The sequence below is a fragment of the Pseudomonas sp. CC120222-01a genome, assembly GCF_003097235.1.
GTDB lineage: Bacteria > Pseudomonadota > Gammaproteobacteria > Pseudomonadales > Pseudomonadaceae > Aquipseudomonas.
Window position 1 is genome coordinate 225343 of record NZ_QEQQ01000001.1, and the last position, 18496, is coordinate 243838.

Here is an 18496-nt window from a genome sequence, read left to right on the forward strand (position 1 = left end):
ATCTGTGCGGTTCCTGTGGGAGTGGGCTTGCCCGCGAAGAGGCCAGCACAGGTAAAGACACTCCCCCTCACAAAAACCTGTACATCCATCCAGATAAAACTTGCCTCCGCGCCCCCGCTTGCGCATCCTAGTGCCCATCACTCCCGATGAAGCGTTCCCGGCCATGCGCCTGTTCCTCTGCGAAAAACCCTCCCAGGCCAAAGACATCGCCAAGGTGCTCGGTGCCAACCGCAAGGCCGACGGCTGCTGGCAAGGCACCGACGTCTGCGTGACCTGGTGCATCGGCCACCTGCTGGAAACCGCCCCGCCCGACAGCTACGACGACCGCTACAAGCGCTGGAACCTCGCCGACCTGCCAATCATCCCGGAAAAGTGGAAGATGCTGGTCAAGCCCAAGACCGCCAGCCAGTTCAAGGCGGTCAAGCGCCTGCTCGGCGAAGCGCGCGAACTGGTGATCGCCACCGACGCCGACCGCGAAGGCGAAATGATTGCCCGCGAGCTGGTCGAACACTGTCGCTACCGTGGCCCGATCCAGCGCCTGTGGCTGTCGGCCCTGGATGACGCCTCGATCCGCAAGGCCCTGGCGCGCCTGTTGCCCGGCCAGGAAACCTTCAACCTCTACCACTCGGCCCTGGGCCGCTCCCGCGCCGACTGGCTGATCGGCATGAACATGAGCCGGCTGTTCACCCTGCTCGGCCGCCAGTCCGGCTACCAGGGCGTGCTGCCGGTGGGGCGGGTACAAACCCCGACCCTGCGCCTGGTGGTGGACCGCGACCGCAGCATCGCGGACTTCGTGCCGGTGCCGTTCTGGGCCATCGATGTCCAGCTGGAAAGCGCGGGCCAGGTTTTCAACGCCCAGTGGCGCGCACCGGAAGACACCTGCGACGACCAGGGTCGCTGCCTCAACCAGGCACTGGCCCAGCAGGCCGCTGCCGACATGAGCAATGCAGGTACGGCGCGGGTACTCAAGGTTGCCACCGAGCGCGTGCGCGAGGCTGCACCGCTGCCCTTCGACCTCGGCACCCTGCAGGAGCTGTGCTCGAAAAAGTTCGGCCTCGGCGCCCAGGAAACCCTCGACATCGCCCAGGCGCTGTACGAAACCCACAAGCTGATCACCTACCCGCGCAGCGACTGCGGTTACCTGCCGGTCAGCCAGCACGGCGAGGCGCCAGCCATCCTCGCCGCGTTGCAAAGGGCCGACGCCAGCCTGGCGCCGCTGCAAGCGCACCTGGAGCCGCAGCGCCGCTCACGCGCCTGGAACGACGCCAAGGTCAGCGCCCACCACGGCATCATCCCCACGGCAGCCGCCAGCGACCCGGCCCGCCTGCCGGCCAAGCACAAGGCGGTCTACACGCTGATCCGTGCCCGCTACCTGGCGCAGTTCCTGCCAAACCATGAGTACGACCGCACCCAGGCCGAATTCGACTGCGCCGGCCATGCCCTGCGCGCCGTCGGCAAGCAAATCGTCGAACCCGGCTGGCGCCGCGCCCTGCCCGAGGCACTGACCCCGGCCAAGGGCCGCGAGGCCCAGCCAGCCCAGGTGCTGCCAACCCTCTGTGAGGGCCAGGACTGCAATGTGCAGGCTTTGCAACTGAAAGACCTATGGACCCAGCCGCCCAAACCGTTCACCGAAGGCGACCTGATCAAGGCGATGAAGAACGTCGCCAAGCTGGTGGATGACCCAAGGCTGAAACAGAAGCTCAAGGAAACCACCGGCATCGGCACCGAGGCCACTCGAGCCAGCATCATCCAGGGCCTGCTTGACCGCGGCTACCTCGTCAAGAACGGCAAGGCCCTGTCCGCCACCCCGGCCGCATTCAGCCTGATCGACGCCGTGCCCCGCGCCATTGCCGACCCTGGCACCACGGCGATCTGGGAGCAGGCGCTGGACATGGTGCAGAGCGGCGAGATGAGCCTGGAAGAGTTCGTTGCCCGGCAGTCGGCGTGGATGGGCAAGTTGGTGGAGCGTTGCCGCGGGATGCGCATGACTATTACCGGGCCGGCAGTGGGCAAGGCGGCGCCGTGGAAGAAAAAGCGGCGCAGTACCAGTAAAGGCAAGGCGGCTAATGGCAAGCCAGCTGCCAGCAAGCCGCGGCAGCCACGGCGCAAGGCCTCCAGCTGATGCAGCGCTTGTACCGGCCTCTTCGCGGCTAAAGCCGCTCCCACAGGGATCGCGCCGCCCTCGGGACCTGCTCAACCCCTGTGGGAGCGGCTTTAGCCGCGAAGAGGCCGGTACAGGCAACACAAATCACAAGCTAGGTCCCACTCTTCAACCGGCTGAATGCCCGGGTCAATTCGCGGTTGAAGGCTTTGCCGTTGTCATTCTTGCCATACAACCGCGCCCGCACCTCGGCCGGCGGATAGGTCCCTGGTGCATTTCTGATCTGTGCATCCACCAGCCCATCCGCTGCCGTGATCGCATTGGCGTAATGAATGGTGTCGGTAATCGGCGCAATCACATCCGGCCGCATCAGGTAATCCACCAGTTTCCACGCCGCATCCGGGTGCGGCGCGTCCTTGGGCACCACCAGCGCATCCAGCCAGATCAACGTGCCTTCCTTGGGAATACTGTAGTCCAGCTCAAACGCCTTACCCGCCTGCTGCGCCTGCCCCTCGGCGATAGCCACGTTGCCGTTCCACGACATGGCCACGCAGGTTTCGCCATTGGCCAGGTCGTTGATGTTGCGGTCATTGTCGAAGTAGCGAATGTACGGGCGCACCTTGCGCAGTTGCACCTCGGCCGCCTTCAGGTCCTCAAGGCGCTGCTGGTTGATGTCCAGGCCCATGTAGCGCATCACCGCGGCGAACACTTCATTGGGATCGTTGAGCAGGCTCACCCCGCAGTCGGCGAATTTCGCCACCACCTGCGGGTCGAACAGCATCGCCCAGCTGTCCAGCGGTGCATCGCCCATGCGCGCCGTCACCGCCTGCTGCTGGTAACCCACCCCGGTGGTGCCCCAGGCATAGGTCCCGGCATAGCGGTTGCCTGGGTCGAACAACGCCATGTGCTGGCGAAACTCTTCACCCACCCCTGCCAGGTGCGGCACCCGGGCTTTGTCCAGCGGCTGCAGCGCGCCGCTGGCAATGGCCCGGCTCAGGTGCTGGCCGGCGGTGAGCACCACATCGTAGCCACTGCCTCCGGTCAACAGCTTGGTCTCGGCGGTTTCCAGCGAATCGAAATGGTCGGCGACCACGCGGATGCCGGTTTCCTTCTCGAACTGGGTCAAGGTATCTGGGGCAAGGTACTCGCCCCAGATGTACAGGTTGACGGTCGGCTGTTGTGCGTCGGCAGCCTGGGCCGCCGAGGCGGCGTAGCCCAGGGCGAGCGCAAGGGTGAGTGCGCTCAGCTTCATCAGCGGCGGCCTCCAGCGTATTGCGGCATGGTGATGCAGGCGACGTTGCCACCACCGAGCAGGATTTCGCGGGAGTTCTCGATACCGATGATGCGGTGATCGGGGAACAGCTCCGCCAGGGTCGCTTGGGCAATGGCGTCATTGCGGTCGCCAAACAGCGGCACGACGATGGCCGAGTTGCCCGCGTAGTAGTTGATGTACGAAGCACAAATCTGGGTGCCTGCCTCGCGCAGATGAGTGCCTTCGACCTGGTCCAGCCCAGCGGCCTCTTCGGCTGTCCATTGCAGCACGTCGGGCTGTGGCAGCTTGTGCACTTTCAGTTCACGGCCACGGGCATCGCGGGTGCTGCGCAGGATGTCGTAGGCCTCCTGGTAGATTTCCCACTGCGGGTCGTCACGGTTGTCGGTCCATTGCAGCACCACTTCACCGGGGCGTACGAAGCAGGCCAGGTCGTCGACGTGGCCATCGGTTTCGTCGAACTTGCAGCCACGCGGCAGCCAGATCACCTGCTCGGCCCCCAGGTAGTCTTCCAGGCGACGGGTCACCTCGGCCTTGCCCAGGTGAGCATTTCGGTTGCGGTTGAGCAGGCACTGCTCGGTGGTCAGCAGGCTGCCCTGTCCGTCACTCTGGATGCCGCCAAGCTCGGCGATCAGTGGCGCACGGTAGCGGTCCAGGCCTTCGATCTCGAGGATCTTCTGGGCGATCTGGTCGTCCTTGTCCCAGGGGTAGTAGAGGCCGCCATCGAGCCCGCCGTAAGCGTTGAACTCGAAGTCGACGCCACGCACTTCACCACTGTTGTCATTGACCACAAAGCAGGCACCGCTGTCGCGAAACCAGGTGTCGTTGCAGGTCATCTCCACCACCCGCACCTGCGGCGGCAGCAGGCGCCGGGCATTGGCGTACTGGGCAGCGGAGGCGCAGACCGTGACCGGCTCGCTGGAGGCGATCGCGCTGACAATCTCGACCCAGACTTTCTGCGCAGGCTTTGCACCGTTGCGCCAGACATCCGGGCGCTCAGGCCAGCCGAGCCAGCAGCCGGCCTTGCGCTCGAATTCGCCGGGCAGGCGGAAACCATCGGCCTTGGGAGTGGTGGTGAGCGAACGTGCCATGGGTCAACCTCGTGTCGGTGAGTGATGGCTGCACGCTACGCCGCCCCGCTTGCGGCATCCAACGATGAAAACTCAGCGATAGCTGAATTCAATTCAGCTATCGCCCAGCTGTTCGATGAACCATTCGATGAAGTCGGCCACCGGCGCCCGCTCCAGCCGCAGTCGCTCGCACACCAGCGCGTACTGCCCCTGGGCCGTCACGCTGGCACTGAACGGGCGCACCAGCCGGCCGCTCTGCAGGTCGGCCTGGCAGGTCAGGTTGTCGCCCATGGCCACACCCTGCCCCAGCAACGCGGCCTCCAGCGCCAGCGCAGCATGGGGGAAATACAGCTGGCGGGTGGGCAAGGCGTCCTCGGCGTGGGTGGCCAACCAGGTGGTCCAGGTGCGGCCATCCTGATCGTCGTGCAGCAGGCAGTGGCGCACCAGGTCACGCGGGCGCTTGAGGCCGCCCTGGTTGAACAGGCCCGGGCTGCAGACGGGGAAGAACTGCAACAGCGGCAGCGGCCGGACGAAGTGGGTGCTGGCGTCGAGGGCGCTGGTGCCGTAGGTAATGGCCAGGTCGACGTCCAGCGCCGGGGCGCCGGCATCGATCGGCTGATCGTGCAGGTGCAGGGTGATGTGCGGGTAACGGCTGCTGAAATCGGCCAGGCGCGCGACTAGCCACTTTTGCGCCAGCTCCGCCGTCACCGCGACCCGCAGCACCGCTTGCGAGGCCGGGTCGCGCAGCTCGTCACAGGCCTTGCCGATCAGCTCGAAGGCCTGTTGCAGGTGATGCAGCAGGCGTTCGGCTTCGGCACTGGGGCGCACCTGGCGGCCGACACGTTCGAACAGGGCGACACCGAGCTGCTCTTCGAGCTGGCGAATCTGGTGGCTGACGGCACTGTCGGTGACGCACAGCTCGGCGGCAGCGCGGCCGAAATGGCCATGGCGGGCTGCGCATTCGAAAGTGCGCAGGGCAGTCAGGGAAGGCAGGCGGCGCATTGTTTTTCCTTCAGGGCCTCGGGGGCCGCTTTGCGGCCCTTTCGCGACGCAAGGCCGCTCCCACAAAGGCCTGTGAACGCCGATCAATGTGGGAGCGGCCTTGTGTCGCGAAAGGGCTGCGCAGCAGACCCCGGATCATATAACCAACTCTTCAGGAAGACGAACGGTCTGGCGCCATGAAAATTACCTGCTAAATTTTCATGAAAATAATCACAATAAATTTCACGAGGCCAAGGCATGTTCAAGCAATCCGCCCAGCACGTCGCCAGCTACTACGCCCAGACCTACCCCGCCAGCATCCCCCTGCGCCCCACCCTGCAAGGCCCGCACGACACCGATGTGCTGATCATCGGCGCCGGCTTCAGTGGCCTGCACACCGCCCTGCGCCTGACCCTGGCCGGCAAGCGCGTCACCCTGCTCGAAGCCAGCCGGGTCGCCTGGGCCGCCTCCGGGCGCAACGGTGGCCAGGCCCTGCTGGGCTGGTCGTGCGACATGCCGCCCTTGGAGAAAGCGCTGGGCGTGGAGCGCACCCGGCGCCTGTGGAACAGCATGTGCTGGGCCGCCGACGAGATGCGCGAGTTGCCACTGCGCCATGGCTTCGACATCGACTACCGGCTTGGCAGCCTGTGGACTGCCGTGCTGCCCCGGCGGATAAAGATGCTCGAAGAAGCCCTGCATGATGCCGAGCACAAATGGGGCTACGACGCCCTGCGCCTGATCGGTCGCGACGAGCTGCCGCAATGGATCGACAGCCCGCGCTACCAGGCCGCGCTGTACGACGCCAGGGGCGCGCACCTCAACCCGCTGAAGCTGGCCCAGGGCCTGGCCGCCACGATCGAAGCCCATGGCGGGCGCATCTTCGAGCAGAGCCAGGTGCTCGGCTATCAATCCAGCGCCAACGGCTACGTGGCCCGCACCGAGCATGGCGAGGTACGCTGCGGGGTGCTGGTACTGGCCTGCAACGCCTACATCGACCGCCTCGACCGCAGCTTGTCGCGCCGGCTACTGCCGGTCGGCTCGTACCAGGTGGCCACCGCGCCGCTGGATGCCGAGTTCGCCCGCTCGCTGCTGCCGCGCAACAGCTGCGTGATCGACAACCAGTTCGTGCCCGACTACTTCCGCCTCACCCCCGACCACCGCTTGTTGTTCGGTGGTGGCTGCACCTACCTGGGCGGCATCCCCAAGGACGTCGCCAGCGCCACCCGCCCCTACCTGGAGCGGGTGTTCCCGCAGCTGGCCGGGGTGGCCATCGACTATGCCTGGGGCGGCCACATCGATTGCAGCATCCAGCGCACCCCGGACGTCGGCCGCGAGGGCCAGCGCTACTGGCTGCAAGGCTTCTCCGGCCACGGCGTGCTGCCGACCCTGGCTGCCGCGCGGGCGGTCAGCGATGCCATCCTCGGCGACGACGACCTGCTGGCCTTGTACCAGGGCATCGACAATGGCCGCTTCCCCGGCGGTGACCTGCTGGCCGCACCGCTGGAGGCGGCGGCCAAGGCCTGGTACAGGATGCGCGATCATGTCTGAAGACGCCCAGGGCCTGGCCCTGCTGATCCGCGACCTGCGCAAGCACCGCGGGCTGACCCTCGATGAACTGGCGGGCAAGGTCAAACGCTCGCTGGGCTTTCTGTCCCAGGTCGAACGCGGGCTGTCTCAGCCGACCGTGGCCGACCTCACGGCGATCAGTGAAGCCCTGCAGGTGCCGACCACCTACTTCTACCAGGCCAGCCAGCCACCGGCGCTGGACTGGGTCACCCGCCCCGGCGAGCGGCGCACCATCTACTACGCCGAAGGCATCAGCGACGTGCTGGTCTCGCCCACCCTCAACGGCCGTTTCGCCATGCTCGAAAGCCACCTGGCGCCCGGCGCCAGCAGTGGCGAGGGGCACCTCAACGACAGCTCCGAGCAAGGCGGTTTCGTCCTCGAAGGTGAACTGACCCTCTGGCTGGCAGACGACGAGCAAGCCGTGACCCTCGCGCCCAACGACAGCTTCCAGCTGCCGCCCAACCGCCATTTCCGCTACGCCAACCTGACCGACCAGACGACCCGCGTCCTCTGGGTTTTCCGATGAGAGCACAGCATGACCCTAACAACAGGCTTTCCCGATCTGCTCAGTGAAGTCCGCGCGTTCCGTGCCCGCTACCCCGATGTCAGCCATGTCGACCTGCTCAGCCTGGACATCCCCGGGCACTTCTATGGCAAGCGCTACCCCATCGACATGCTGGAAAAAGTCGCCGCCGGCAGCCCGCTGAAACTGCCGCAGAACTGCGTACTACTGGGGGTACAAGGTGGGCTGTTCCCGATTGGCGACTACTGCTTCAACGACGGCGACCCGGATGCCATCCGCCGCCTGATCCCTGGCACGCTCAAGCCGGTGACCTGGGAGCGCGAGCCACTGGGGCAGATGCTGATCAGCTCCGACGGCACTGCCGCGCCGATCGAGTTCGAACCCCGCGAGGTGCTCGCCCGTGTGCTGCAGCGCCTGGAACGACGCGGCATTCGCCCGGTGGTAGCGTTCGAGCTGGAGTTCTACCTGTTCGACCGCGCGCTCAAGCAAGGCCTGCCACAGTTCCCACGCGACCCGCTCAGCGATGACCCGGACGACCAGCCCAACATGCACATCGAACGGCTGTCGCGCTTCAGCGAGGTGCTGCACGATTTGGTCGATACCGCCAATGCCCAAGGTGTGGATGCCAACGTCATCACCGCCGAACTGGGCCCCGGCCAGTTCGAAATCAACTTCGGCCACTGCGACGATGGCCTGCAAGCCGCCGACTGGGCCGCCCTGTTCTGCCGCAGCACCCGCTGTGTCGCGCTCAAGCACGGGCTGCGCGCCTCGTTCATGAGCAAGCCCTACCTGCAGGCACCGGGCAGCGGCATGCATGTGCATGTGAGCCTGTACGACCAGGCCGGCAACAACCTGCTGGCCGCCGACCAGCAACGCCCGCTGCGCCATGCCGTGGCCGGCTGCCTGGCCCTGCTGCCGCACTGCATGCCGATCTTCGCCGCCAACCACAATGCGTTCCGCCGCTATGGCGCCATGGTCAATGCTGCCAGCCGCGCCAGTTGGGGCTTCGAAGACCGCGATGCGTGCATTCGCATTCCCGAGTCGGATGCCCGCAACCTGCGTATCGAGCACCGGCTGGCGGGGGCGGATGCCAACCCGTATCTGGTGCTGGCGGCGATCCTGTGTGGCATGGAGCATGGGCTGGATGCCGGGCAGGAACCGATTGCGCCGCTGAATGAAGATCGCAGCAGCGGGATCGACTTCCCCAAGGACATGCTCGGCGCGGTCGCGGCCATGCGCAGCCACCCGGCGGTGAACGAAGGGCTGGGGGAAGAGTTCGTAATGGTGTATTGCGAGAACAAGCGCCAGGACCATCTGGCGTTCATGCAGGAAGTCAGCGCGCGGGAGTATCGCTGGTTCATGTGACATAGATGTTGGCTTCTTCGCGGGTAAATCGGATCGCCGCACCGCCGCTCCCACAGGTACTGCATAGCCCTCAAGGCAAGTGCAGGACCTGTGGGAGCGGGTTTACCCGCGAAGAGGCCTGTACTGCCACCACAAATTCCAACACCGAACGAAATCCCTCCTATTCTCAATAGCTCACTTCGGTTCCTGCACTGAGGAGACACGACCATGAGCTACGTAACCACGAAGGATGGCGTTCAGATCTTCTACAAGGACTGGGGCCCGCGCGATGCGCCGGTCATCCACTTCCACCACGGCTGGCCGCTCAGCGCTGACGACTGGGACGCGCAGATGCTGTTCTTCCTGGCCAAGGGCTTTCGCGTGGTCGCCCATGACCGCCGCGGCCACGGGCGCTCCAGCCAGGTATGGGACGGCCACGACATGGACCACTATGCCGACGATGTCGCCGCCGTGGTCGCGCACCTCGGCACCCAGGGCGCGGTGCATGTCGGCCACTCGACCGGTGGCGGCGAGGTGGTGCGCTACATGGCTCGGCACCCTGGTGACCCGGTGGCCAAGGCCGTGCTGATCGCCGCCGTGCCACCGCTAATGGTGCAGACACCGGCCAACCCCGGCGGCCTGCCCAAGTCGGTGTTCGATGGTTTCCAGGCCCAGGTCGCCAGCAACCGCGCGCAGTTCTATCGTGATGTGCCGACCGGGCCGTTCTATGGCTACAACCGGCCGGGTGTGCAAGCGTCGGAAGGCATCATCGGCAACTGGTGGCGCCAGGGCATGATCGGCAGCGCCAAGGCGCATTTCGACGGCATCGTGGCGTTCTCGCAGACTGATTTCACTGAAGATCTCAAGGGCATCAAGCAGCCGGTGCTGGTGATGCATGGGGATGATGACCAGATAGTGCCCTACGAGAATTCCGGGCCGTTGTCGGCCAAGTTGCTGCCCAATGGCACCTTGAAGACTTACAAGGGCTACCCCCATGGCATGCCGACTACCCATGCCGATGTGATCAACGCGGATTTGCTGGCCTTCATCCAGAGTTGATAGGGTTTGCTGTACCGGCCTCTTCGCGGCGGTTCGGCGCCCCGACATGCCCGCTCCCACAGAGGCCGGCACTGGCAACCGTTTGCGCCCAGGCTTACCATGTCTCCCTTCCAGCGCGGCCATTTGCCGCACGCCCTGCCCCCTGCCTGCCAGACACCCATGCCCTTTGAACTCACCGTAGAACCGCTCACCCTGCTGATCCTCGCCCTGGTCGCCTTCGTCGCCGGTTTCATCGATGCCATTGCCGGTGGCGGCGGCCTGCTGACCACCCCGGCGCTGCTCACCGCCGGCATGCCGCCGCACCTGGTGCTCGGCACCAACAAGCTCAGTTCGACCTTCGGCTCAGCCACCGCTGGCTTCACCTATTACAAGCGCAAGCTGTTCCACCCGGCACAATGGCGCCCGGCCCTGTTCGCAACGCTGGTCGGCGCCTCGATCGGTGCGGTGGTGGCCCACTACATGCCAGCCGAGTGGCTGAACAAGATGCTGCCGGTGATCGTCTTCGCCTGTGGCATCTACCTGCTGTTCGGCGGCACGCCCAAGGCACCACTGGACGCCGATGCGCCGATCAAGAAGAAATGGCAGTTCCCCCAAGGCTTCACCCTCGGTTTCTACGACGGTGTGGCCGGCCCCGGCACCGGGGCGTTCTGGACCGTGAGCACGCTGCTGCTCTACCCCATCGACCTGGTCCGCGCCAGCGGCGTGGCGCGCAGCATGAACTTCGTCAGCAACATCGCGGCGCTGACAGTGTTCATCATTTCCGGGCAGGTGGATTACATCGTCGGCCTGTGCATGGGCCTGTCGGTGATGGTTGGCGCCTTCTTCGGCGCACGCACGGCGATCAGTGGCGGCAGCAAGTTCATCCGCCCAGTGTTCATCACCGTGGTGCTGGCGTTGACCGTGCGCCTAGCGTGGCAGCACTGGTTCGGGCAGAGCTAAGCGCCGCGCGACATAAAGGTCGATCAGATACCGGGCGATGGACCGCCCGGCCGGCAGTGGCGGCAGGTCATGGACGCTGAACCACTTGGCATCCTCGATCTCGTCCGGCTGCATGACGATCTCGCCACCCGCATATTCAGCATGGAAGCCCAGCATCATCGAGTGCGGGAACGGCCAGCATTGGCTGCCGACGTACTGGATGTTGCGCACCTCCACCGCCACCTCTTCGCGCACCTCGCGCACCAGGCAGTCCTCGGCGGATTCGCCCGGTTCGGCAAAGCCCGCCAGGGTGCTGTACACCCCCGTGACGAAGCGCGGCGAACGGGCCAGCAGGATCTCGTCGCCACGGGTCACCAGCACAATCATGCTCGGCGAAATGCGCGGGTAGCTGCGCAGGTCGCAGGGCTGGCAGTACATCGCCCGCTCCCAGCGGATCTGCGTCATCGCCTGGCCGCAGCTGCCGCAGAAGCGGTGCTCGCGGGCCCAGGTGCCGATCTGCGCGGCATAGCCGAGTACCTTGTAGGTATCGAAGTCGCCTTCCAGCATGAACGCGCGCAGCCCGCGCCAGCTGCAGCCAGGCACCTCGACCGCGCTGCGCAACTCCAGCAGGAATACCGGCTCGCCGTCGAAGTGGCCGATGCCGTGTTCGCACAGCACGTCGAGGTCCTGGCGCTTGAGCCAGTCGCGGGGGAACAGCGCGCCGTTGGCGTCCACCAGGAACCCTTCCGGGCTGCGGGCCACGGCCAGCCCCCCGGTGATCTGTGGGTCGAGTACTGCGGTAGTCCAGCGAGCTGACATGTCGGGGGTTCCTTTGCTGCGTCCCCCGGCCCGGTCAGTCGGCGAACGTCGGTTTCTGTTTGCTCATGTGCGCCGCCACGGCCACGCGCAGGTCTTCGGACTGCAGCATCGCGGCGTTCCAGGTGGCGATGTAGTCCAGGCCATCGTCGATGCGATGGTCACGCATGTAGCTGAGCATCTCCTTGGTGCCGGCCACGGCGATCGGCGATTTTGCGGCAATCTCGCGGGCAATGGCAAAGACCCCGTCGAGCAGCGCGGCCTGATCATCATAGACCCGGTTGACCAGGCCGATGCGCAGCGCCTCATCGGCTTCCACGTTGCGCCCGGTGAAGGCCAGCTCACGCATCATGCCGTCGCCGATGATACGTGGCAAACGTTGCAAGGTGCCGACATCGGCGGCCATGCCCATGTCGATTTCCTTGATCGAGAATTGCGCATCGCGGCTGCAGTAGCGCATGTCGCAGGCGGAGATCAGGTCGATGGCGCCACCAATGCAGTAGCCCTGCACCGCCGCCAGCACCGGCTTGCGGCAGTTGTCCACGGCATTGAAGGAGGCCTGCAGGCGCTGGATGGTCTTGCGCAGGAAGCGTGCGTTGCGGCCGACATCCTTGCCCATCTGCCCGGCCAGCGAGGCCAGCATCATCAGGTCGATACCGGCGGAGAAATGCTTGCCGGCACCGCTGATCACCACCGCGCGCACGGCATCGGTGTCGTCGATCCATTGGAAGATGTCGACGATTTCCGCCCAGAAGGCCGCGTTCATCGCGTTGATCTTTTCCGGGCGATTGATCTGCACATGGGCGATGTTGTCGGTCAGTTCGACCTTGAACGCGGTGTATTCGGTCACGGGCGGCACTCCTGTGGGGATAGGGTTCACGCCGTGGATGGTAACCCAGGCAGGTGACCGTGCTTGTGCCAAAAACGGGACTGCCTGCCCTGTCGAAATTGCCGCGTGCCATTCGACCATGAGTGAATCATCACCCTCGACAGGCCCTTCAGGAGAGCCCCCATGCGCAAACTCATCGTAGCCGCCTTCGTCAGCCTCGACGGCGTCATGCAGGCCCCCGGCGGGCCACAGGAAGACACCAGTGGCGGTTTCACCTTTGGCGGTTGGCTCGTGCCACATGCCGAGGAAGTGTTCGGCCAGGCCATGCAGGCGCTGTTCAGCCAACCTTTCGAATTGCTGCTGGGCCGGCGCACCTACGACATCTTTGCCGGCTACTGGCCGAAGGTGAAAGACGATACCGAAGAATTCTCCATCGCCAACCTGTTCAACAGCGTGGCTAAGCATGTCGCCACCCATGATCCAAGCAGCCTTGATTGGCATAACAGCCATGCGCTGGGCGCGGATATTGTTGCGGCGGTACGGGCACTCAAGCAGCAGAACGGCGCCGATCTGCTCACTCAGGGCAGTGCTGATGTGGTGCAACAACTGCTCGCCGCCGGGCTGGTCGACGAGCTTCAGTTGCTCACCCACCCCGTGTTGCTGGGGCATGGCAAGCGGCTGTTTGGTGATGATGCAGCACCTGGGGTTTTCAAACTGGAGCATTCTCAGGTGACGCCCAAGGGCGTGATCATTGCCCGTTATGTGCGTGTGGGCGATGTTGAGACCGGGTCGTTTGATTTGCCGCCGGAGAAAGGGTGAGGGCTGACAGGTGCCTGCCGACAGATTTGTAGCGCCTGTGAGATCGAGCGCCGCCCGCGCGGCGCATCGCGGGCAAGCCCGCTCCCACATCTGTTTCGGGCCAATCTCTCCTGTGCCGCCAACAGGGACCGCCTTGGTGCATGACTGAAGGCCGATTTTAAGCAGTGGTGCATGGCTGAAGGCCGATGATAAGCGGTGGTGTCCACCTTGATATTGAAGGTAACAAACAAGGCGGTCCCTGTTGGCTTGACAGGAAAGACTGGCCCGAAACAGATGTGGGAGCGGGCTTGCCCGCGATGCGCCGCGCGGGCGGCGCTCGATCTCACAGGCGCCACATAACTCAAGCCAGGAAGAACCGATACAACTTTTAACCCCTGCCCGCATCGAACCAAGTGTGAGCCCCACACTCGCTGACAGGAGGTTTACCATGGCGATGCGCACGGCCCTTGTGCTTTCCTGCATGACCCTGGCCCTGATGGGCTGCGTCGGTTCCAACGACGATCACCGCTCCCCGCCGACCACCGAACAGGTCGACCTGCAGCGCTACCAGGGCACCTGGTACGAGCTGGCGCGCCTGCCGATGTTCTTCCAGCGCAACTGCGTGCAGTCCGAAGCCCATTACGGCCTGCGCGAGGATGGCCGCATCGACGTGACCAACCGCTGCAAGGAAAAAGACGGCACATGGAACGAAGCCCGCGGCATCGCCGAGGCCCAGGTACCGGGCAGGACCGACAAGCTCTGGGTACGTTTCGACAACTGGTTCAGCCGCCTGGCGCCAGAAATGACCAAGGGCGAGTACTGGGTGCTGTACCACGACAAGGACTACCGCGTGGCGCTGGTCGGCCACCCCAACCGCGAATACCTGTGGCTGCTGTCGCGCACGCCGGCGATCACCGACCAGACCCGTGACCAATTGCTGGCGATTGCCCACAAGCAGGGTTACGACACCAGCAAGCTGATCTGGCGTCAGGACGCCCCCGCCGTGCCATGAGCATCGACGCCCTGCAGCAATCGGTCTAAGGTGTGGCTCCCCCACGCATGGAGCGAAACATTGGACCTGCAGTTTCTGGGCACCTCCTCCGGGGTGCCCACCAAAGCCCGCAACGTCAGCGCCACCGCTGTCATCGAAGCCAGCGGCAAGCACTGGTACCTGGTCGATTGCGGCGAAGGCACCCAGCACCAGTTGCTGCGCAGTGCGCTCTCGGTACGCGACTTGCGCGGCATCTTCATCACCCATGTGCATGGCGACCATTGCCTCGGCCTGCCGGGGCTGCTGGCCAGTGCCGGGATGGGCGGGCGCAGTGAGCCGCTCGACCTGATCCTGCCCGCCGCCTTGCAGGACTGGGTGCGCCTGAGCCTGGCGGCCAGCGAAACCTACCTGCCGTTCGAACTGCGCCTGTTGCCGGTCGAGGGACTGGGGCAGTGGCAGAGCGAGCACATACAGGTCAGTACCGTGCAGCTGTCGCACCGGGTGCCGAGCGTTGGCTTCGTGTTCACCGAACTGAACCCTGAACCACGCCTGGACATTCAGCGGCTGGAGGCCGAAGGGATCCCGCGTGGGCCGTTGTGGGGTGACCTGGCCAAGGGCCTGGTGGTCGAGCTGGACGGAAAGCGGCTAGAGCCGCGTGACTACCTGAAAGCCTCGCGGCCGCCGCGGCGGGTGATCGTCTGTGGCGATAACGACAGCCCGGCATTGCTCGCCGAAGTTGCCAGGGACGCGGATGTGCTGGTGCATGAGGCGACCTATACCCAACCCATTGTCGAGCGCAGCGGCAATGCGTTTGGCCACAGTACGGCGGCGGCGGTGGCGCAGTTCGCTGAAGCGGCGGGGGTGCGCAATCTGGTGCTGACGCATTTCAGTGCGCGGTACCAGGGGGACCCGATGCGCAGCCCGTGCATCGATGATGTGCGGGATGAGGCGTTGGCACACTACAGTGGGCACCTGACCTTGGCGCAGGATCTGCAGCGTTACCATATCGACCGTGATGGATGCCTGGTCGCCGTTCAGTCTTGAGATCGCCGCACCGCCGCTCCCACAGGTTTAGCGCAAGCCTTGAGGCATGTGCGGTCACTGTGGGAGCGGGCGGGCCCGCGAATGGGCCGCAAAGCGGCCCCTTTCAGCGCGTTGCTATGCCGCCAGGCGCCCCCTGGCGATCGCCTCCGATGCCGCCAGCATTGCCCGCAGCAACACCGCGCAACCTGCTGCAAGATCTTCCGGCGTGGCGTTCTCGATCTCGTTATGGCTGATGCCATTCTCGCAAGGCACGAAGATCATCCCCGCCGGCCCCAGTTCGGCGAGGAAGATCGCGTCATGCCCTGCCCCGCTGACGATGTCCATGTGCGGCAACCCCAGCGCTTGCGCCGACTGGCGTACGGCATCGACGCAACCGCGGTCGAAGTACAGCGCCGGGAAGTCTGCCGTGGGGACCAGCTCATGGCTCAGGCCATGCTTGGCACAGGTCGTCTCGATCACCGCACGCACATCAGCGATCATCGCATCCAGCTGGTCGCCCTCCAGGTGACGAAAGTCCAGGGTCATGCGCACCTCGCCCGGGATCACGTTGCGCGAGCCGGGATAGGCCTGCAGGCACCCGACCGTGCCGCAGGCGTGGGGCTGGTGCGCGTGGGCGGTGCGGTTGACCGCTTCGACCACGGCCGCGGCGCCTACCAGGGCGTCCTTGCGCAGGTGCATCGGCGTCGGCCCGGCATGGGCTTCGACGCCGCGCAGGGTCAGGTCGAACCATTTCTGCCCCAGGGCACCGAGCACCACGCCGATGGTCTTGGCCTGGTCCTCGAGGATCGGGCCCTGTTCGATATGCGCTTCGAAATAGGCACCGACCGGGTGGCCGAGCACCGCGCGCTGGCCGGCATAGCCGATGGCGTTCAGCGCCTCGCCGACCGACACGCCCTGGGCATCACGCTTGGCCAGGGTTTCTTCCAGGGTGAATTTGCCGGCGAACACACCCGAGCCCATCATGCAGGGGGCGAAGCGTGAACCTTCTTCGTTGGTCCACACCACCACTTCCAGCGGTGCCTCGGTCTCGATGCCCAGGTCGTTGAGGGTACGCAGCACTTCCAGCCCGGCCATCACGCCGAAACAGCCATCGAACTTGCCGCCGGTTGGCTGGGTGTCGATATGGCTGCCGGTCATCACCGGTGGCAGTTTGGGGTTACGCCCGGGGCGGCGGGCGAAGATGTTGCCCACCGCGTCGACACTGACGGTGCAACCGGCGGCCTCCGTCCACTGAACAAACAGGTCGCGCGCCTGGCGATCGAGGTCGGTCAGTGCCAGCCGGCACACGCCGCCCTTGGCCGTGGCGCCGAGGCGGGCAAGGTCCATCAGCGACTGCCACAGACGTGCGCTGTCGACGTGGCGTTCGGTGGATTTCAGAACATGCTGGGATGGGATCATGGTGTTTCTCCTCAGGCATTTTTATTGGTTTGTACTGGCGCGATCGCCGGCCCGCGCACCGCCATGCCGCCCAGGGCGTAGTACAGCGCCCCGCCCAGCAGCGAACCGGTGAACCAGCCATAGTCGTAGAACCAGCTGAAACTGCTGTTGCCGATGGCCAGCACGGTCAGCGCCACCGGCAAGGCGAAGGCGGCGAAGCCCGCCCAGTTCCACGCCGGGTACACGTCGTCGCGGTACAGCCCGGCCAGGTCCAGGCGCTGGCGGCGGACCAGGAAGTAGTCCACCACCATGATCCCGGCGATCGGCCCGAGCAGGCTGGAGTAGCCCAGCAACCAGTTGGAATAGACGCTCTCCAGGCTCAGGTCGGAAACGATCCAGCCAAGCTTCTTCAGCAGTTCGTGGCTCATCAGCGCCAGGCCGATGAAGCCGGTCAGCCACACGGCGCGGCTGCGCCCGATCAGGCGCGGGGCGATGTTCTGGAAGTCGTTGGTCGGCGAAACGATGTTGGCGGCGGTGTTGGTCGACAGCGTGGCGATCACGATCAGCGCCATGGCCAGCGCCACCCAGCCAGGGCTGTGGATCTTGCCGATCAGGCTGACCGGGTCGGACACCGTTTCCCCCACCAGCGACGCCGAGGCAGCGGTCATCACCACCCCCAGCGAAGCGAACAGGAACATGGTCAGCGGCAGGCCGAAGATCTGCCCGAGAATCTGGTCCTTCTGGCTCTTGGCATAGCGGCTGAAGTCGGGAATGTTCAGCGACAAGGTGGCCCAGAAGCCGACCATGGCCGTGAGCCCGGCGCAGAAGTAACCGACCACGCTGGCCCCTTCCGGGCGCTTGGGCGGCTGCGCCAGCAGTTCGCTCATCGACATGTGCGGCAAGGCCCAGAACAGCAGGCCGAAACCGACCGCCACCAGCAGCGGTGCCGACAGTGTTTCCAGCCACTTGATCGACTCGGCACCACGCAGCACGACCCACAGGTTCAGCGCCCAGAAGATCATGAATCCGATTACCTCGCCGGTACCTTCCAGCGCCTTCCAGCTGTCGAAGATCGAGCCAAGGAACAGGTGGATGGCCAGGCCACCGAACATGGTCTGGATGCCGAACCAGCCGCAGGCCACCACCGCGCGGATCAGGCACGGCACGTTGGAGCCGAGGATGCCGAACGACGAGCGCAGCAGCACCGGGAACGGGATGCCGTACTTGGTGCCGGGGAAGGCGTTGAGGGTCAGCGGGATCAGCACGATGAGGTTGGCCAGCAGGATCGCCAGCAGTGCCTCGCCCACGCTCAGGCCGAAGTAGGCCGTGAGCACGCCACCGAGGGTGTAGGTGGGCACGCAGATGGACATGCCCACCCACAGCGCGGTGATGTGCCATTTGTTCCAGGTGCGCTGGTGCACCTTGGTCGGTGCGATGTCGTGGTTGTAGCGCGGGCTGTCGAGGACGTCACTGCCTGCGGACAGCTCGAACAGGCCTGCCTGCTCGATCACTTCCGATCTGCTCTGTTGCATGGGGCCTTCTCCAGATTTCTTCTAGTTGTTTGCTCATCGGGCTAACGCGATGGCCGGAGTACACACACCACCAGTACTGCTCCTCCGGTCCGGCCTGGCGGTTGTGGCCGTACTCAAATAGCGTGCCGGGTTGGCTTGCGCCTACCCGGCCGGCCGCCGCCGACCGGAGGTAATCAACTGATCTGCAAAGCATTGTTGCGCGGCAGGCGCGGGCACGGTTATCCCCTCGCCTGCCGCTTGCGCCACCTTGGGCCAGCCTTGGCCCCTGCAACAGGTT

Annotated in this window: 16 protein-coding genes; 9 read left to right on the top strand and 7 right to left on the bottom strand. The window is 65.2% G+C overall.

Translation table 11 applies throughout. The features are described 5' to 3' along the window. Positions 1 to 163 precede the first annotated feature (163 nt). Positions 164 to 2122 (top strand): DNA topoisomerase III, encoded by a 1959-nt coding sequence (locus N430_RS01130; protein ID WP_110631896.1) that lies wholly within the window; start codon positions 164 to 166, stop codon positions 2120 to 2122. A gap of 133 nt (positions 2123 to 2255) precedes the next feature. Here the strand turns inward: N430_RS01130 and N430_RS01135 are convergent, their stop codons facing one another. The 3 genes from N430_RS01135 to N430_RS01145 all read right to left on the bottom strand — a co-directional run bounded on the left by N430_RS01135 (position 2256) and on the right by N430_RS01145 (position 5443). Further along, positions 2256 to 3353 carry an extracellular solute-binding protein gene (locus tag N430_RS01135; protein ID WP_110631893.1) on the bottom strand — a complete coding sequence of 366 codons (1098 nt, stop codon included), beginning with the start codon at positions 3351 to 3353 and terminating at the stop codon, positions 2256 to 2258. Continuing rightward, positions 3353 to 4462: an agmatine deiminase gene (gene aguA / locus N430_RS01140; RefSeq protein ID WP_110631891.1), complete on the bottom strand. Its 1110-nt coding sequence runs from the start codon at positions 4460 to 4462 to the stop codon at positions 3353 to 3355. Before aguA ends, N430_RS01135 begins: the two co-directional genes overlap by 1 nt. 93 nt (positions 4463 to 4555) lie before the next feature. Further along, positions 4556 to 5443, bottom strand: a complete 888-nt coding sequence (locus N430_RS01145) for a LysR substrate-binding domain-containing protein (RefSeq protein ID WP_110631888.1) — start codon at positions 5441 to 5443, stop codon at positions 4556 to 4558. A gap of 237 nt (positions 5444 to 5680) precedes the next feature. On the opposite strand from N430_RS01145, the gene N430_RS01150 reads away from it, so the two are divergent. The 5 genes from N430_RS01150 (at position 5681) to N430_RS01170 (ending at position 10853) form a co-directional block, all read left to right on the top strand. Continuing rightward, a complete protein-coding gene (locus tag N430_RS01150; RefSeq protein WP_110631885.1) occupies positions 5681 to 6970 on the top strand; it encodes an FAD-binding oxidoreductase in 1290 nt (429 codons plus the stop codon). Next, a complete protein-coding gene (locus tag N430_RS01155) occupies positions 6963 to 7514 on the top strand; it encodes a helix-turn-helix domain-containing protein (RefSeq protein ID WP_103448078.1) in 552 nt (183 codons plus the stop codon). Before N430_RS01150 ends, N430_RS01155 begins: the two co-directional genes overlap by 8 nt. A gap of 9 nt (positions 7515 to 7523) precedes the next feature. Then, on the top strand, positions 7524 to 8876 hold the full coding sequence (locus tag N430_RS01160; RefSeq protein WP_110631882.1) for a glutamine synthetase family protein: 1353 nt from the start codon (positions 7524 to 7526) through the stop codon (positions 8874 to 8876). Between the two features lie 207 nt (positions 8877 to 9083). Further along, positions 9084 to 9914: an alpha/beta fold hydrolase gene (locus N430_RS01165; RefSeq protein ID WP_110631880.1), complete on the top strand. Its 831-nt coding sequence runs from the start codon at positions 9084 to 9086 to the stop codon at positions 9912 to 9914. Between the two features lie 159 nt (positions 9915 to 10073). After that, on the top strand, positions 10074 to 10853 hold the full coding sequence (locus N430_RS01170; protein WP_110631877.1) for a TSUP family transporter: 780 nt from the start codon (positions 10074 to 10076) through the stop codon (positions 10851 to 10853). Here the strand turns inward: N430_RS01170 and nudC are convergent. Together nudC and N430_RS01180 are read right to left on the bottom strand one after the other, a co-directional pair. After that, complete coding sequence (nudC, locus tag N430_RS01175; protein WP_110631874.1) at positions 10821 to 11651, bottom strand: NAD(+) diphosphatase; 831 nt, start codon at positions 11649 to 11651, stop codon at positions 10821 to 10823. The two genes, N430_RS01170 and nudC, sit on opposite strands and share 33 nt — an antisense overlap. Before the next feature lie 34 nt (positions 11652 to 11685). Continuing rightward, on the bottom strand, positions 11686 to 12498 hold the full coding sequence (locus tag N430_RS01180; protein ID WP_110631869.1) for a crotonase/enoyl-CoA hydratase family protein: 813 nt from the start codon (positions 12496 to 12498) through the stop codon (positions 11686 to 11688). Between the two features lie 162 nt (positions 12499 to 12660). On the opposite strand from N430_RS01180, the gene N430_RS01185 reads away from it, so the two are divergent. The 3 genes from N430_RS01185 (at position 12661) to N430_RS01205 (ending at position 15310) form a co-directional block, all read left to right on the top strand. After that, the gene (locus N430_RS01185) at positions 12661 to 13296 is read left to right on the top strand and encodes a dihydrofolate reductase family protein (protein ID WP_110631866.1); all 636 of its coding nucleotides are present in this window, start codon (positions 12661 to 12663) and stop codon (positions 13294 to 13296) included. Positions 13297 to 13723: 427 nt separating this feature from the next. Beyond that, positions 13724 to 14287, top strand: coding sequence for a lipocalin family protein (locus N430_RS01200; RefSeq protein WP_110631860.1), 564 nt, complete (start codon positions 13724 to 13726; stop codon positions 14285 to 14287). Positions 14288 to 14347: 60 nt separating this feature from the next. Continuing rightward, a complete protein-coding gene (locus N430_RS01205) occupies positions 14348 to 15310 on the top strand; it encodes an MBL fold metallo-hydrolase (protein ID WP_110631857.1) in 963 nt (320 codons plus the stop codon). 114 nt (positions 15311 to 15424) lie between these two features. Here the strand turns inward: N430_RS01205 and N430_RS01215 are convergent, their stop codons facing one another. Both N430_RS01215 and N430_RS01220 read right to left on the bottom strand, forming a co-directional pair. Further along, positions 15425 to 16708 carry a Zn-dependent hydrolase gene (locus tag N430_RS01215; RefSeq protein ID WP_110631854.1) on the bottom strand — a complete coding sequence of 428 codons (1284 nt, stop codon included), beginning with the start codon at positions 16706 to 16708 and terminating at the stop codon, positions 15425 to 15427. A gap of 11 nt (positions 16709 to 16719) precedes the next feature. Beyond that, entirely contained in the window at positions 16720 to 18219 is a 1500-nt protein-coding gene (locus tag N430_RS01220) for an NCS1 family nucleobase:cation symporter-1 (RefSeq protein WP_110631850.1), read from the bottom strand. Positions 18220 to 18496 lie beyond the last annotated feature (277 nt).

What these genes read in the sequence shown, in the direction of transcription:
- N430_RS01130 (WP_110631896.1), top strand. Translation starts at nt 164, where the DNA reads ATGCGCCTGTTCCTCTGCGAAAAACCCTCCCAGGCCAAAGACATCGCC.
- N430_RS01135 (WP_110631893.1), bottom strand. Translation starts at nt 3,353, where the DNA reads ATGAAGCTGAGCGCACTCACCCTTGCGCTCGCCCTGGGCTACGCCGCC.
- aguA (WP_110631891.1), bottom strand. Translation starts at nt 4,462, where the DNA reads ATGGCACGTTCGCTCACCACCACTCCCAAGGCCGATGGTTTCCGCCTG.
- N430_RS01145 (WP_110631888.1), bottom strand. Translation starts at nt 5,443, where the DNA reads ATGCGCCGCCTGCCTTCCCTGACTGCCCTGCGCACTTTCGAATGCGCA.
- N430_RS01150 (WP_110631885.1), top strand. Translation starts at nt 5,681, where the DNA reads ATGTTCAAGCAATCCGCCCAGCACGTCGCCAGCTACTACGCCCAGACC.
- N430_RS01155 (WP_103448078.1), top strand. Translation starts at nt 6,963, where the DNA reads ATGTCTGAAGACGCCCAGGGCCTGGCCCTGCTGATCCGCGACCTGCGC.
- N430_RS01160 (WP_110631882.1), top strand. Translation starts at nt 7,524, where the DNA reads ATGACCCTAACAACAGGCTTTCCCGATCTGCTCAGTGAAGTCCGCGCG.
- N430_RS01165 (WP_110631880.1), top strand. Translation starts at nt 9,084, where the DNA reads ATGAGCTACGTAACCACGAAGGATGGCGTTCAGATCTTCTACAAGGAC.
- N430_RS01170 (WP_110631877.1), top strand. Translation starts at nt 10,074, where the DNA reads ATGCCCTTTGAACTCACCGTAGAACCGCTCACCCTGCTGATCCTCGCC.
- nudC (WP_110631874.1), bottom strand. Translation starts at nt 11,651, where the DNA reads ATGTCAGCTCGCTGGACTACCGCAGTACTCGACCCACAGATCACCGGG.
- N430_RS01185 (WP_110631866.1), top strand. Translation starts at nt 12,661, where the DNA reads ATGCGCAAACTCATCGTAGCCGCCTTCGTCAGCCTCGACGGCGTCATG.
- N430_RS01200 (WP_110631860.1), top strand. Translation starts at nt 13,724, where the DNA reads ATGGCGATGCGCACGGCCCTTGTGCTTTCCTGCATGACCCTGGCCCTG.
- N430_RS01215 (WP_110631854.1), bottom strand. Translation starts at nt 16,708, where the DNA reads ATGATCCCATCCCAGCATGTTCTGAAATCCACCGAACGCCACGTCGAC.
- N430_RS01220 (WP_110631850.1), bottom strand. Translation starts at nt 18,219, where the DNA reads ATGCAACAGAGCAGATCGGAAGTGATCGAGCAGGCAGGCCTGTTCGAG.